This window comes from Bradyrhizobium sp. MOS002 (assembly GCF_003020115.1).
Classification (GTDB): domain Bacteria; phylum Pseudomonadota; class Alphaproteobacteria; order Rhizobiales; family Xanthobacteraceae; genus Bradyrhizobium.
The window spans coordinates 69479-84692 of sequence record NZ_PYFX01000016.1 but is presented as its reverse complement, the minus strand read 5'-3'; the positions used below and the strand labels follow the sequence as shown (position 1 = coordinate 84692).

Below are 15214 nucleotides of genomic sequence, written 5' to 3'. Positions count from 1 at the left end.
CCTCACCCGGAATTCGAGCTTCGCTCGAATTCCGACCTCTCCCCGCAAGCGGGGCGAGGTGAAGGAAGAACCAACTGGAGCTACCGCCATGAACATTCAGTCTCCGGTCAAGACCGACAAGGCCGAACGCATGCGCAGGGCCCACGAGGAGGCCTATGCGACGCCGCTGGCGCAGTTCCACCCGGGGGCGCCGAGGCTATTCCAGGACGACACCCTGTGGCCGTGGTTCGAGCGGCTGCGCAAGGAAGAGCCGGTGCATTACTGCACCAACGCGCCGATCGAGCCGTATTGGTCGGTGGTGAAGTACGACGACATCATGCATGTCGACACCAACCACGGCCTGTTCTCCTCCGACTCGACGCTCGGCGGCATCGGGATCCGCGACGTGCCGGAAGGCTATGACTGGCCGAGCTTCATCGCCATGGACCAGCCGCGTCATTCGTCGCAGCGCAAGACGGTGTCGCCGATGTTCACGCCGACGCATCTGGACGAGCTGGCAAAACTGATCCGCCAGCGCTCGCAGACCGTGCTCGACAATCTGCCGCGCAACGAGACCTTCAATTTCGTCGAGCGCGTCTCAATCGAACTGACGACGCAGATGCTGGCCACCCTGTTCGACTTCCCCTGGGAAGAACGGCGCAAGCTGACGCGCTGGTCCGATGTCGCGACCGCGCTGCCCAAGAGCGGCATCGTGGCCTCGGCCGAAGAGCGCCGCCGCGAGATGGACGAATGCTACGCCTACATGTCCAAGCTGTGGAACGAGCGCGTCAATTCCGCGCCCCGCAACGATTTGTTGTCGCTGATGGCGCACAACGACGCCACGCGCTTCATGGACCCCGACAATCTCATGGGCAACATCATCCTGCTCATCGTCGGCGGCAACGACACCACGCGCAACACCATGACCGGCTCGGTGCTGGCGCTGAGCGAGAACCCCGAGCAGTTTGACAGGCTCCGCGCCAATCCCGAGCTGATCGATTCCATGGTGCCCGAGGTGATCCGCTGGCAGACCCCGCTGGCGCATATGCGGCGCACCGCGCTTGCCGACACCGAGATCGGCGGCAAGCAGATCAAGAAGGGCGACCGCGTTGTGATGTGGTACGTCTCCGGCAACCGCGACGAGGAGATGTTCGATAGGCCGAACGAGTTCATCATCGACCGCCCGCGGCCGCGCACCCACCTCTCCTTCGGCTTCGGCATCCACCGCTGCGTCGGCATGCGCCTCGCCGAGCTCCAGCTCAAGATCGTCTGGGAAGAGATGCTCAAGCGCTTCGACCGCATCGAGGTGGTCGGCGAGCCCAAGCGGATCTATTCGAGCTTCATCAAGGGATATGAGTCGCTGCCGGTGAGGATTCCGGGCTGAGCTCTATCCTCCGTCATTGCGAGCGCAGCGAAGCAATCCAGAATCCCTCTGCGGAGACAGCCTGGATTGCTTCGCTGCGCTCGCAATGACGAGTTCCGGGATACACATACTCGCCAAACTCACGGCGACCGTAGCCCAGCTATAAAATTCCGGCATGACAGGTCGCGCCAGATGCGAAGGCGAGATCGCGCGCGGCTGTTCTACGACACCGGTGCATCTAACTCAACTTGATGTCCCACACGCCGTCCTTGCGGCAGGCGGCGACCTCCTCGCGCAGGAGGGCCGTGACGGCAACCGAGGCCGTCGAGACCGGACGGTCGATCGGAGAGGCGAATATGAGCTCGCGCGTCATCGGCTTCGAGACGACGGCGGTTTCCAGCCGACCGTCCGCGACCTCGCCGTGGACCGACGAGGGCGGCAAGAGCGCGAAGCCTAACCCCTCCTCGACCAGGCTGGTCAGCACGCGAAACGAATCCGCCTCGAGCTGGACGTTTAGCTTGATCTTGCGCTGCGCCGCGGCGTGCTCGATCAGCGCACGGAGGCCGTGGGAGTGACTGGGCAGCACCAGCCGTTGCCGCAGCAGCCAGCCGATATCGACGCTCTTCTTGCGCGCGAGACCGCAGCCACGCGGACCAACCGCGACGATGTTGTCGCGGCCGAGGCTCTCGACGTTGAGATGCAGATCGGCGGAGCGGCCGTAGAGGATGGCGAGGTCCATCTCGCCGCGATGCAGCCATTCGACGAGATGGCCGCTGTAGCTCTCGACGATGCGCAGCGAAATGCCGGGAAATTTTTCGACGCAGCGCCGCGCGAAGCGCGCCGACAGCACGCAGCTCACGGTCGGGACCAGGCCGAGCACGACCTGGCCGGACGGCGGCCCCTTGGACGACTGGATGTCGTCGCGGATCTGGTCGATCTGCCGAACGATGCCCGAGGTGCGCGCCAGCAACAGGCGGCCGGCATCCGTGAGCACCATGCCGCGGCCGTTGCGGGTGAACAATTCGGTGCGCAGCTCGTGTTCCAGCAGCTTGATCTGCCTGGACAGAGCCGGCTGCGCCACACGCAACGTGTCGGACGCCTTGGAGAGGCTGCCGAGCTCCGCCACACAACTGAAGGTCCTGAGCTGACGGAAATCCATGCTTGCCAATCCTGGAAGGCTACTCCATACGCTATAGCAAATGAGCATAGGGGGCTGGCATTGTTTTCACAACGCCAGAGGATCGGCCGGCGTTATCTTAACTGCCGCACCCAACTGGAAACGCCATGAGCGAAGAACACCACACCGAAGATCACGCCGACATCCGCGAAGCCGTCGCAAAGCTCTGCGCGCAGTTTCCCGGCGAATACTGGCGCAAGCTCGACCGCGAGATGGCCTACCCGAAGGCCTTCGTCGACGCGCTGACCGAGGCCGGCTATCTCTCCGTGCTGATCCCCGAGGAATATGGCGGCGCCGGCTTGAAGCTTTCAGCGGCCGCGGCGATCCTCGAAGAGATCCAGCGCGCGGGCTGCAACGGCGGCGGCTGCCACGCCCAGATGTACACGATGGGCACCGTGCTGCGGCACGGCAACGACGAGCAGAAGGCAAAATATCTGCCGAAGGTCGCAAGCGGCGAATTGCGACTGCAGGCCTTCGGCGTCACCGAGCCGACCAGCGGCACCGACACCACCTCGCTGAAGACCTTCGCGCGCAAGGACGGCAATGCCGGCTACATCGTCAACGGCCAGAAGATCTGGACGAGCCGGGCCGAACATTCCGACCTGATGCTTCTGCTGGCGCGCACCACGCCGAAGGACCAGGTCAAGAAGCGCACGGATGGTCTTTCGGTGTTCATCGTCGACATGCGCGAGGCCAAGAACAAGGGCCTCGAGATCCGTCCGATCCGCACCATGATGAACCACGCCACCACCGAAGTGTTCTTTACCGACATGAAGGTGCCGGCGGAGAATCTGATCGGCGAAGAAGGCAAGGGTTTTCGCTACATCCTCTCCGGCATGAATGCCGAGCGCATCCTGATCGCGGCCGAATGCGTCGGCGACGCCAAATGGTTCATCGCAAAGGCTACCAACTACGCCAAGGAGCGCAGCGTTTTCGGCCGGCCGATCGGCCAAAATCAAGGCATCCAGTTCCCAATCGCCAAGGCCTACGCCGCGATGCGCGCGGCCGAGCTGATGGTGAAGGAAGCGACGCGCAAATATGAGGCCGGGCTCGACTGCGGCGCGGAGGCCAACATGGCCAAGATGCTCGCGGCCGATGCGTCCTGGGAAGCGGCCAATGCCTGCGTTCAGACCCATGGCGGCTTCGGCTTCGCCGAGGAATACGACGTCGAGCGCAAATTCCGCGAGACGCGGCTCTACCAGGTGGCGCCGATCTCGACCAATCTCGTGCTGTCCTTCATCGCCGAGCACGTCCTCGGCATGCCCCGCTCGTACTGAGGCCGCATCATGGGAGCTCTTGACGGCATCAGGGTGATTGCGGTCGAGCAGGCGGTGGCGGCGCCGTTCTGCTCCTCGCGGCTGGCGGATGCCGGCGCGGAGGTCATCAAGATCGAGCGGCCCGAGGGCGATTTCGCCCGCGGCTACGACGCGGCGGCCAAGGGCCAGAGCAGCTATTTCGTCTGGCTCAACCGCGGCAAGCAATCCGCGGTGGTCGATCTCGCCACCAAGGAAGGCTGCGCCGAGCTTGAGAAGCTGATTGCCAGCGCCGACGTGCTGATCCAGAACCTCAAGCCGGGCTCGATGGACAAGCTCGGCTTTTCGCGCGAGCGGCTGCTGAAAGACTATCCAAAACTGATCTCCTGCACGATCACCGGCTATGGCGACGAGGGCCCCTATGCGCACCGCAAGGCCTACGATCTGCTGATCCAGGCCGAGAGCGGCCTTGCCTCGATCACCGGCAATCCCGACGGCGCCTCGCGGGTCGGCATGTCCATCGTCGATGTCGCGACCGGCGCCACGGCGCATGCAGCGATTTTGGAAGCGCTGATCGGGCGCGGACGCACCGGCAAGGGCGCCGACATCCGCATCTCCATGTTCGACGTGATGGCGGACTGGTGCACCGTGCCGCTGCTCAACTCGGAAGCCGGCAATCCACCCAAGCGCATGGGGCTGCGCCATCCCTCGATCGCGCCCTATGGCGTGTTCACGTCCAGCGACGGCAAGGACATCCTGATCTCGATCCAGAGCGAGCGCGAGTGGAAGACGCTTTGCGCAAAAGTGCTGGACCAGCCGGATCTGCCCGCCGATCCCCGCGTTGCCAACATGGTCGAGCGGGTGCGCAACCGCGACTTCACCGACAAGACGGTCGCGGATGCCTTCGGCAGGATGACGCGCGACGAGCTGCTGAGGCGGCTGTCCGACGCAGACATCGCCTTTGCCGAGGTCAACACCATGGCCGACCTCACCAAGCATCCGCATCTGCGCCGCATCGAGGTCGACACGCCGCAGGGACGCGTCAGCTATCCCGCACCGGCGCCGATCATCATCGGCGAAACCCGCAGCTATGGCGCGGTGCCCGCGATCGGCGAAAATCCCCAGACCAAGAAATAACAAGAGCGAGGCGTCATGACCGGGAAGCTCGACATCGATCATTTGCGGCAATGGATCGGCCGCAGCGAAGAGGCGACCGACACCGTCACCGCGCAGCTCGTGAAGGGTTTGCGCGCGACGCTGTTCCAGGAGGTCGGCGCGCCCAAGACCGGCGATGCGGCGCCGTTCACGGTGCATTGGTGCCTGGCGCAGCCGGTGTTCCCGATGGCGATGCTCGGCCCCGACGGCCACCCCACCCGCGGAGGCTTCCTGCCGCCGGTGCCGCTGCCGCGCCGGATGTGGGCCGGCGGCGAGATCGAGTTCCTGCAGCCCTTGCGCGTCGGTGATGAATCGACGCGGACCTCGCGCATCTCCGATGTGCAGGTGAAGACGGGTTCGACCGGCACGCTGTGCTTCGTCTCGGTCGAGCACAGCATCTCATCGCCGCGCGGCATCGCCATCCGCGAGCGGCAGGACATCGTCTATCGCGAGATGACGACCAGCACGCCTGCGACCGCAAAAGCGCCGCCTCCGCCGCCCAAGGCGCAGCATCGCGAGACGCATGTGTCCGATCCGGTACTGCTGTTTCGGTATTCGGCGCTGACCTTCAACGGTCACCGCATCCATTACGACCGCGACTACGTCACCAAGGTCGAGGGCTATCCCGGCCTGATCTTCCACGGGCCGTTGCAGGCAACGTTCATCGTCGAGATGGCGGCGAAGCTGCGCGGCGGCAAGGCGCCGAAGAAGTTTACCTATCGCGGCCTCCAGCCGCTGTTCGAGGGCTCGGAGTTCTCCATCAACGCCAACGAGACCGCTGATGGCATGGAGCTGTGGACCGCGAACGCGGAGGGGCAGCCGACCATGAAGGGCACGGCGGTGTGGTGATACACTGCTGCCTCCTCTCGTCATTGCGAGCGTAGCGAAGCAATCCAGAATCCCTCAGCGGTGGCAGTCTGGATTGCTTCGTCGCAAGGGCTCCTCGCAATGACGGGGTGAGGCTGCTACCTTCCAAAAACAACAGGAACGGAAACCATGGCGAAGAACGGCAAGAGCGGCAGCAAATCCGTCACCGTCAAGCAGGCGACGCTCGACCTGCTGCGCTCCCTTGGCATCAAGAAGGTGTTCGGCAACCCCGGCTCGACCGAGCTGCCGTTCCTGAGCGACTGGCCGGACGACATCGACTACGTGCTGGCGCTTCAGGAAGCCTCCGCGGTCGGCATGGCCGATGGTTATGCGCAGGCGACGCGCAATGCCGGCTTCGTCAATCTGCATTCGGCGGCTGGCGTCGGCAACGCGCTCGGCAACATCTATACCGCGCATCGCAACCAGACGCCGCTGGTGATCACCGCGGGCCAGCAGGCGCGCTCGATCCTCCCGTTGCAGGCATTCCTCTATGCGGAGCGTGCGTCCGAATTCCCGCGGCCTTATGTGAAATACAGCGTGGAGCCGGCGCGGCCCGAGGACGTGCCGGCCGCGATCGCGCGCGCCTATTACACCGCGATGCAGGCGCCATGCGGGCCGACCTTCGTGTCGATCCCGGTCGACGACTGGGCGCATGCGGCAGCTCCGCTCGAAGCACGTAAGGTCAGCCGCGAGAACGGGCCTGAGGCTGACGCGATGAAGGCGCTGGTCACAGCGCTCGGATCGGCCAGACACCCTGCCCTCGTTGTCGGCCCCGGCGTTGATCGTGCCGGCGCGGTCGACCTGATGGTGCGCGTGGCCGAGAAGGCCAGGGCGAGCGTCTGGGTCAGCCCGTTTTCGGCACGGTGCTCGTTCCCGGAACGCCATCCCCAGTTCGCGGGCTTCCTGCACGCCTCGCCGGCGCAATTGTCGGACGCGCTGCGCGAGCACGATCTCGTGATCGTGATCGGTGCGCCGGTGTTCACCTTCCACGTCGAGGGCCACGCCGCGATCTTCGACGGCGGCGCGACGATCTTCCAGATCACGGATGACCCGGATGCCGCGGCGGTGACGCCGGTCGGAACCAGCATCATCGCGACGATGAAGCCGGCGCTCGCAATGCTGCTCGACCTCTTGCCGGAGAGCAAGCGCGCCGCACCGAAGGGGCGAACGCTGCCGCCGGCGCCGCAGGCCGCCGATCCGCTTCCGGTCGAATTCCTGCTGCATTCGCTATCGCAGGCGATGCCTGATGGCGCTTCACTGGTCGAGGAAGCGCCCTCGCACCGACCGGCGATGCAAAAATTCATGCCGATGCGCGGCCAGGACAGCTTTTACACCATGGCGAGCGGCGGCCTCGGCTACTCCCTGCCCGCCGCCGTGGGAATGGCGCTCGGCAAGCCGAAGAGCCGCACGGTGTGCCTGATCGGCGACGGCTCGGCAATGTATTCGATCCAGGCGCTGTGGACCGCCGCCCAGCGCAAGCTGCCGCTCACCATCGTCGTCATCAACAATTCCGGCTACGGCGCGATGCGCTCGTTCAGCCAGGTGATGCAGGTGAGGAACGTGCCCGGACTGGAGCTGCCCGGGATCGATTTCGTCCGGCTCGCCGAAGGCATGGGTTGCCATGCGGTACGGGTGAGCAAGGCAGCCGAATTGGGCGAGGCGCTCAAGCGCGGAATGGCATTCGAAGGGACGAGCCTCGTCGAGGTGATCGTGGATTCGGCGGTGCCGGTGTTGTACGGGCAGAAGCATTAGGGACGCACGGTATATCCACATCGTCGTCCCGGCGAAGGCCGGGACTCATACCGCGTGATCTATCGATTGCGCGTATTGCTAATCCCGAACAACCAATCTTCGCCAAATTACTCCCTGGGGTTATGGGTCCCGGCCTTCGCCGGGACGACAGCGAATGTTTGGCACGACCGTCCGCAACTACGACGCCAAAAATCCCCCGTCCGCCGCCAGCACATGGCCGACGACATACGACGACGCGTCGGACGATAGCCACACCACCGCCTCGGCGACCTCCTCCGGGCTCCCCATCCGCCGCAGCGGCAGGCCCGCGCTGACGGTTGCGACATCGCCGACGCCGGCGCGCAGCATCATGTCGGTGACGACGCGGCCGGGGGCGACGGCGTTGATGCGGATGCCGCGTGGAGCGTTCTCCATCGCAGCAGAGCGTGTCAGCGAGATCGCCGCGGCTTTGGATGCCGAGTAGAGCGAGAACCCGGGATTGGGATTGCGCACGCCGCTGACGGAGGCGTTGACGACGATGCTGCCGCGGCCGTTCGCGAGCATGACCGGCAATTGATGGCGCAGGCACAGGAACAGCGCGCGGACATTGGTGTCGAACACGCTGTCGTAGAGATCCGTGCCCTGCTCCTCCAGCGGCGCGCGCCGCTCCTGGAAGCCGGCATTGTTGAAGGCGACGTCGAGCCGGCCGCAACGCTCGACCGCCGTGGCAACGAGGCGCGCGACGTCGTCCTCGCGCGTGATGTCGGTCTTGATCGCGATGGCGTCCGCACCGAGTTCGCGGCACGCCGCAGCGGTGGCATCGATCTCGGCTTCGCGCCGGCCCGCCACGACGATCGCCTCCGCGCCTTCGGACGCCATTCGCAACGCCGTGGCACGGCCGATGCCGCTGCCGCCGCCCGTCACCAGGCAAACCTTGCCCCTCATCCGCACCCCCGCAGGCAAAGTTCCGCCCATGGCTCACTCCAAGACGCTTGCGCGCGCCGTTGCGTGCATATAGTTGTATGATACAACTATATGCCGGGAGTCAAGATGGCCGGGCTTTCGCTGATCGACGACATTCGCGCGGCCTCGCGCCTGATGGTGCGCGAGCTCGGCTTCATGGATGCGACCGTGGCGGCATCGGACTATCCGCCGTCGGCCGTGCACACGATCCTGGAGATCGGTATCCGCGGGCCGATGAATTCGGGCGAGCTCGGCGATTTCCTGCGGCTGGAGAAATCGAGCGTCAGCCGCCTGGTGCGCAAGCTGATCGACTGCGGCGAGCTGCGGGAGACGCCTGATGAGGCCGACGCACGCAGCAAGCTGCTGTCGCTGACGGCGAAGGGCCGACGCACGCTGGAAGCGCTGCACGCCTTTGGTCGCCAGCAGGTGAGCGGCGCCCTTGCCGCGCTGACGGAGGCCGAGCAGCGCACGGTGCGCGAAGGGATGATGCTCTATGCGCAGGCATTGCGTCAGAGCCGGGTGGAGGACGAAGGGCAATCGGCGGCTTGACCGCCAGCGTCGTCCCGGCGAAGGCCGGGACCCATACCCACAGGCAGATGTGGTCACGAAGACTCGGAGTTTACGGCCGAGCCAAACAACTACTCCCTGGGATTATGGGTCCCGGCCTTCGCCGGGACGACAGCGAGTGTTTGGCGCCCGCCTTCCCTACGTCCCGAACTCATCCCGCATCCTGGCCTGGATCTTGGCCATGCCGGCAATCCAGCGGTCGTAATTCTCGGTTTTCTTGCGCATGTAGCCGAGCACCTGCGGATGCGGCAGGATCAAGAACGTCTCCTGCTCGAGGCCGGCGAGGACATCCTTGGCGACCTGTTCGGGCGAGAGGTCGCCGTCGCCGGATTGCGGGCCCTTGGGGATCGAGCGCAGCATGTTGGTGTCGACACCCTGCGGACAGAGGATCGAGACACGGATGCTGTGCGCCTTGTGCGAGATCGCGAGATTTTCGGCAAAGCCGACCGCGGCATGCTTGGTGGTGGAGTAAGCCGGGCTGCCGACCTGGGACAGCAGGCCCGCGGCCGAGATCGTGTTGAGGAAATAGCCGCCGCCGCGCGCCTTCATGCGCGGGATCAGATGCCGCGCCGCATAGACATGCGCCATGACGTGAATAGCCCAGCTGCGCTGCCAGGGCTCATCCGAGGCGCCGCCGGCATTGACCGACATCGGATCGAAGCCGCCGCCGATGCCGGCATTGGAGCAGAACAATTCGATCGGGCCGAACTGCCGCTCGGTCTCCTCGATGACGTGGGAAATATCCTTTTCCTGTGCGACATCGCATTTGAACGCCGCGCCATCCACCGTCGCAGCGACCGCCCTCGCATTGTCCGCGTCCATATCGGCGACGACGACCTTGGCCGCGCCAGCCTTGTGAAAGGCCTCGCACAGCGCCTTGCCGATGCCGTTGGCGCCGCCCGTGACGACCACGACCTTGCCGGTCACCTGCATGCGACGTCTCCTCTTGTCTTATACCGCTTCGCTTATTCCGCTTCGCGGAGCTTGCTCAGCTCAACACGAGGTCGAGCACCGCGGTATAATGGCACGCCGCACCGGCCAAGACAAAGCCGTGCCAGATCGCATTCTGGAAGCGCAGCCGTCGCCAGGCATGAAAGATCACGCCAAAGCTGTAGAGCAGGCCACCCGCAAGGATGAAGCCCAGCACCAGCGCGGGCAGCGCTTTGACCACGGCGTCATAGAGCATCACGCCGCTCCAGCCCATGGCGAGGTAGATGCCGACCGCGACGCGGTCGAACCGGCCGGGGTAGAGAAGTTTCAGCACGATGCCAAGGATCGCCACGCACCAGACGCCGCCGAGCAGCACCAGCGCGAACCCGCTGTCCTTCACCTCCAGGATGAACGGCGTGTAGGTCGCCGCGATCAGGAGATAGATCGCCGAATGGTCGAAGCGCCGCAGCAGCCATTTGGCCGGCGAGACCGGCCAGAGATTATAGGTCGCCGACAACACCAGCATCGAGAGCAGGCCGGCGACGTAGATCGAGACGCCGACGATGTCGGTCGCGTCGGCAAAGAGCACCGTCAGCACCACCAGCACGGTCGCGGCAATGATGCCGCAGAGCACGCCGATCGCGTGGATCACGCCGTCGGCGATCAACTCGGCGCGGTCGTAATGCCAGCCGACCGCGTCGGCCGCGGCGTGGACGGAGGAGGATGCGAGCTGTTTCAGTTGGAAGACGGTCATGGCAATCCGCAAAGTGAGACAATACCCTCTTGTATGGGTGTTTCGGGACCGGCGCGTCGTTCAAACGGGTGACTTGCAAACGGCTGATTTGCCGACAAACGAGGTGGAAGTATGAAGCTTGATTTTCCCCGCGCAATTGCCACTTTTGTGATCGGTCACACATTTTCTCCCGCCGAGATCCCTTAACGTTCAAATGGCATTCAGTTTCCAGGATATGGTCGAAGAAGCGCGCCTATCGGCGAGGGCGCTGATCGACTATGGCGAGCACTTCTTCAACCCGACGGTGCGGCTCGGGGTCACCGGCCTGTCGCGGGCCGGCAAGACGGTGTTCATCACCGCGCTGATCCACGGCCTGACGCGTGGTGGGCGGTTTCCGGTATTCGAGGCCTATTCGTCCGGGCGGATCGCGCGGGCCCATCTGGCGCCGCAGCCGGACGACGCCGTGCCGCGCTTTGCCTATGAGAGCCATCTGCGCGCGCTGATCGAGGAGCGGCTCTGGCCGAGCTCGACTGTCGACATCAGCGAGCTCAGGCTCGTCATCGACTACCAGCGCCAGAACGGCGCCGACCGCACGCTGACACTCGACATCGTCGACTATCCCGGCGAGTGGCTGCTCGATTTGCCGCTGCTCCAGAAGAGCTTTGAGCAATGGTCCGCTGAGAGTCTCGCCCTGTCGCGCGAGGCGCCGCGCGTCCATCTTGCCGCGGACTGGCACGCGCATCTCGCAACGCTCAAGCCCGAGGCGCGCGAGGACGAGCAGGCGACGCTCACGGCCGCAAAGCTCTTCAGGGGCTATTTGCAAGGCTGCCGCGACGAGCGGTTTGCGATGAGCCTGCTGCCGCCCGGCCGCTTCCTGATGCCGGGCAATCTCGCCGACACACCGGCGCTGACCTTTGCGCCGCTCGACGTGCCCGCGGGCGGCCAGGCGCCGGAAGGATCGCTGTGGGCGATGATGGTGCGCCGCTACGAGGCCTACAAGGACGTCGTGGTGCGGCCGTTCTTCCGGGATCATTTTGCCCGGCTCGATCGCCAGATCGTGCTGGCCGACGCGCTCGCCGCGTTCAACGCCGGCCCCGAAGCGCTGCACGATCTGGAAGCCGCACTCGCGGGCATTCTCGACTGCTTCAACATCGGCCGCAGCACGATCCTCTCCGGCCTGTTCCGGCCCCGGATCGACCGCGTTCTGTTTGCGGCGACCAAGGCGGATCACCTGCATCATTCCAGTCACGACCGGCTCGAGGCCGTGCTGCGCCGCGCGGTCACCCGCGCCGTTGCGCGCGCGGAAACTACCGGCGCGACGATCGACGTCGTCGCGCTCGCCGCCGTCCGCGCCACCCGCGAGGCGCAGGTCGCGCATGGCCGTGACAAATTGCCGTCGATTTTGGGAACGCCGGCCGCGGGCGAAAGCGCCGGCGGCGAGTTCTTCGACGGCAACACCGAGGTGGCGACCTTTCCGGGCGACCTGCCGCTCGATCCCGAGCCGCTGTTCAACGGCACCGACGCCTTCCGCGGGCTCTCGACCGAGGCCGCCGAGAAGAGCGATTTTCGTTTCCTGCGCTTCCGTCCGCCAAAGCTCGAACGCGAGGGGGCCGACGAGCCGGTGCTGCCTCACATCCGTCTCGACCGTGCCTTGCAGTTCCTGATCGGAGACAAATTGTCATGAACGACCGATCGAAGCCACGGCGGCCGGCGACGTTCCGGCTCGACGACCCCGGCGTCGTTGTCACCGAAGCCGATGAGACGGCCCGGCTTGGCCGCGGCACCATCCAGATCACGCCGGAGCACGATCCGGCGACACTGCCGGTGCCGATCGCATCGGCGCTCCCGGCGCGGCGCGGCCTCCCCTGGGGCGCATTGTTCTGGTCCGGCGTTGCCGGGCTGACGCTGCTGGGGGTCGGGCTCGGCGTAGTCCATCTGATCGAGGATCTGTTTGCGCGCAGCGAAAGCCTCGGCTTCGTCGGACTGGCGCTTGCCTTCGTCACTGCGCTTGCGCTCGTGGTGGTGACCGGGCGTGAAGCGTATGGACTGGCGCGCCTCGCGACCATCGAGAAGCTGCATCAGCGCGCCGCCGCCGTCCTCGCCAGCGACGACCGCAAGGAAAGCCGCATCATCGTGCAGGATCTGCTCAAGATCGCGCATCAGAACCCGCAGCTCGCGCGCGCCCGTGCCGCACTGGAGAGCCACGCCGGCGAGATCATCGACGGCGCCGACATGATCCGGCTCGCCGAGCGCGAATTGATGTCGCCGCTGGACATCGAGGCGCGGCGGCTGGTGTCGTCAGCCGCGCAAAAGGTCTCGATCGTCACGGCGGTGAGCCCGCGTGCGGCGATCGACGTGATGTTCGTGTTCATCGTGTCGCTGCGCCTGATTCGCCAGCTCGCTTTTCTTTACGGCGGCCGTCCCGGCGCACTCGGCATGATCCGCCTGCTCCGCCACGTCATTGCCCATCTCGCCATCACCGGCGGCATGGCCGCGAGCGACAGCCTGGTGCAGCAGATGCTCGGCCACGGCATTGCGGCGAAGCTGTCGCAGCGACTGGGCGAAGGCATGCTGAATGGATTGCTGACGGCGCGGCTGGGCCTGGCCGCGATCGACGTCACACGGCCGCTGCCGTTCGCGGCACTGCCGCCGCCGAAGCTATCGGATCTCGCGACGGATCTGCTGCGGAGGAAGGACGAGGAGGAGTAGCGCTCTGTTCGCGCGAAGCGAGCGCTGTTCCCTCTCCCCTTGCGGGAGAGGGTGGCTCGCCGCAGAGCGGCGAGACGGGTGAGGGGTTCTCTCCGCACGTCACCCACTCGCATTTCGACTCGCTGACGCAACCCCTCATCCGGCGCTTCGCGCCACCTTCTCCCGCAAGGGGAGAAGGAAGAAGCCCACCTTGCTAGGCGAGCGTACGTCGCTCGAACTCTCCCGCCAGCACGCGCCACTGGAACAGCGGCGAGTCCTTCGGGGGCGACAGCTCCGGGGTCCAGCCTGAAAGCTTCTCCACCACGTAATTATCCATCACGAGACCGCGCCAGCGTCGTTCGACCTGGCCAAGCTGCTCGCGCTTGGCGGGGATGTTCTCCCACAGCGATGAGCGGTTGTCCGGCTCGCGTCCGACATAGATGCCGGCGCGGTCTCTGATCCGGTCCATGCCGGGATCGCAGAAACCCTGGAAGCGGCCGCGCTCGTTGATCTCGATCACCGGCACGCGGCCCCTGAACAGCCAGCGCATCATGGCATAGGTGCGGTAGTCCGTGGTGGCGATCCAGGTCGCGCCGGTCTCGTCCAATGCGGCCTGGGCGCGCGCGGCGACCTGCTCGTAACCGGACTCGGCACCGGTCGGATCGATCTTGCCGAGCAAATTCCACGGCGTGGCTACATAATAGAGGAACACGATGACGACAAAGGCGATGCCCGAGACCACCGCCGTGTTGGCCCAGAACAACGACGACCGGATCATCCGCGCCGACCATTTTTCACGCGACAACATTGTGAGGTTGACGGCGGCGGCGGCGAAGCCGACCGGCCACATGAACATCGGCCAGGTGTCGCCGACGCGGAGGGTCAGGGATTTCGCGAGGAAATAGAGAAACGGCACCAGCACCGCGGTCGACAGCAGAATCGCGACCGGCTCACGCGCGCGATAGCCGCGCCATGCCGTCAGCACCAACCCCGTCAGCACCACCGGCAGCATGACGAAGCCGACCAGTCCGAATTGCAGGCCGATGTAATCGCCGAAGGTGCGGAGCGAGATTCCGTAGCTGGTTGTGGCGCGCACGCCCTGGAAACGGATCGCGGCCCAGTCGTGCTGCACGTTCCAGATCAGGACCGGCGAGAACACGGCGATTGCGGTCAGAACCGCGAGATACGGATAGGGGCTGCGCAGCCAGCGCCAGCGCCAATCCGGCACCAGCAGAAAGGCGGCAACCGCCGGCGCGAACATGATCACGGTGAATTTCGACAGCATCGCCAGCCCGGCGAACAGGCCGGCCGCGAGCCACCAGCGGCCGTCGCCGCCCTGCGCAAGCCGCACCAGGCACCACATCATCGCCACCGCCAACGGGATCATGGCGACATCGGGCGCGACCTTGGCCATCAGCAGGCCGTAATAGAGCGCGGCCTCCGGCATCAGCACCGCGAGCACGACGGCGCGCATGTCATGGGTGAGACGGCGGACGATATCGGCGAGCAGGAGCTGCGTCACCAGCATCGCGACGATGCCGCCGAAGCGCACCCCGAGCGTGGTGTCGCCGAAGATCGCGGTGCCGAACCGGATCAGCCAGGCGATGCCCGGGGGATGATCCAGGAAGCTGAGCGCCGTCTCCTGCGACCAGGTCCAGTAATAGGCCTCGTCCGTGCGGAGCTCGATGGCCGAGGCGTAGACGATGCGCAGCAGCGTCATCGCGGCGACGATCGCCGCAGCCATGACGAGCGGCCGGCGCGCCGCGCCGGCGGGGGGCATCGTGGTGTCGGGAGCTGTCGTCACGGCG

General features: G+C 65.5%; 13 protein-coding genes. 8 read left to right on the top strand and 5 right to left on the bottom strand.

Annotated features, from left to right (window positions below; all coding sequences use genetic code 11):
* The first annotated feature begins 88 nt into the window (after window positions 1-88).
* Window positions 89-1363, top strand: a complete 1275-nt coding sequence (locus C7G41_RS30165) for a cytochrome P450 (protein WP_199198692.1) — start codon at window positions 89-91, stop codon at window positions 1361-1363.
* Between the two features lie 217 nt (window positions 1364-1580).
* On the opposite strand, the gene C7G41_RS30160 is transcribed toward C7G41_RS30165, so the two are convergent.
* The gene (locus C7G41_RS30160) at window positions 1581-2501 is read right to left on the bottom strand and encodes a LysR substrate-binding domain-containing protein (protein WP_007614509.1); all 921 of its coding nucleotides are present in this window, start codon (window positions 2499-2501) and stop codon (window positions 1581-1583) included.
* A 125-nt stretch (window positions 2502-2626) separates the two neighbouring features.
* Between C7G41_RS30160 and C7G41_RS30155 the strand changes: the two genes are divergently transcribed.
* From C7G41_RS30155 to mdlC, 4 genes are all read left to right on the top strand, one after another.
* Window positions 2627-3796 (top strand): acyl-CoA dehydrogenase family protein, encoded by a 1170-nt coding sequence (locus C7G41_RS30155; RefSeq protein WP_106945941.1) that lies wholly within the window; start codon window positions 2627-2629, stop codon window positions 3794-3796.
* Window positions 3797-3805: 9 nt separating this feature from the next.
* Complete coding sequence (locus C7G41_RS30150) at window positions 3806-4909, top strand: CaiB/BaiF CoA-transferase family protein (RefSeq protein WP_106945940.1); 1104 nt, start codon at window positions 3806-3808, stop codon at window positions 4907-4909.
* Between the two features lie 15 nt (window positions 4910-4924).
* On the top strand, window positions 4925-5776 hold the full coding sequence (locus C7G41_RS30145) for a MaoC family dehydratase N-terminal domain-containing protein (RefSeq protein WP_106945939.1): 852 nt from the start codon (window positions 4925-4927) through the stop codon (window positions 5774-5776).
* Window positions 5777-5923: 147 nt separating this feature from the next.
* Window positions 5924-7546: a benzoylformate decarboxylase gene (mdlC, locus tag C7G41_RS30140; protein ID WP_106945938.1), complete on the top strand. Its 1623-nt coding sequence runs from the start codon at window positions 5924-5926 to the stop codon at window positions 7544-7546.
* A 177-nt stretch (window positions 7547-7723) separates the two neighbouring features.
* Here the strand turns inward: mdlC and C7G41_RS30135 are convergent, their stop codons facing one another.
* A complete protein-coding gene (locus C7G41_RS30135; RefSeq protein ID WP_106945937.1) occupies window positions 7724-8500 on the bottom strand; it encodes an SDR family NAD(P)-dependent oxidoreductase in 777 nt (258 codons plus the stop codon).
* Between the two features lie 75 nt (window positions 8501-8575).
* Here C7G41_RS30135 and C7G41_RS30130 point away from each other — a divergent pair, with 75 nt between their 5' ends.
* Window positions 8576-9037, top strand: coding sequence for a MarR family winged helix-turn-helix transcriptional regulator (locus tag C7G41_RS30130; protein WP_199198691.1), 462 nt, complete (start codon window positions 8576-8578; stop codon window positions 9035-9037).
* A gap of 156 nt (window positions 9038-9193) precedes the next feature.
* On the opposite strand, the gene C7G41_RS30125 is transcribed toward C7G41_RS30130, so the two are convergent.
* Window positions 9194-9988 carry an SDR family oxidoreductase gene (locus C7G41_RS30125; protein WP_106945935.1) on the bottom strand — a complete coding sequence of 265 codons (795 nt, stop codon included), beginning with the start codon at window positions 9986-9988 and terminating at the stop codon, window positions 9194-9196.
* 55 nt (window positions 9989-10043) lie between these two features.
* On the bottom strand, window positions 10044-10739 hold the full coding sequence (locus C7G41_RS30120) for a hemolysin III family protein (RefSeq protein ID WP_106945934.1): 696 nt from the start codon (window positions 10737-10739) through the stop codon (window positions 10044-10046).
* A gap of 193 nt (window positions 10740-10932) precedes the next feature.
* Here C7G41_RS30120 and C7G41_RS30115 point away from each other — a divergent pair, with 193 nt between their 5' ends.
* Both C7G41_RS30115 and C7G41_RS30110 read left to right on the top strand, forming a co-directional pair.
* Window positions 10933-12402, top strand: coding sequence for a YcjX family protein (locus tag C7G41_RS30115; protein ID WP_106945933.1), 1470 nt, complete (start codon window positions 10933-10935; stop codon window positions 12400-12402).
* Window positions 12399-13427: a YcjF family protein gene (locus C7G41_RS30110; protein WP_106945932.1), complete on the top strand. Its 1029-nt coding sequence runs from the start codon at window positions 12399-12401 to the stop codon at window positions 13425-13427. Before C7G41_RS30115 ends, C7G41_RS30110 begins: the two co-directional genes overlap by 4 nt.
* Before the next feature lie 193 nt (window positions 13428-13620).
* Here the strand turns inward: C7G41_RS30110 and C7G41_RS30105 are convergent, their stop codons facing one another.
* Window positions 13621-15186: a glycosyltransferase family 39 protein gene (locus C7G41_RS30105; protein ID WP_106945981.1), complete on the bottom strand. Its 1566-nt coding sequence runs from the start codon at window positions 15184-15186 to the stop codon at window positions 13621-13623.
* Window positions 15187-15214: the final 28 nt, after the last annotated feature.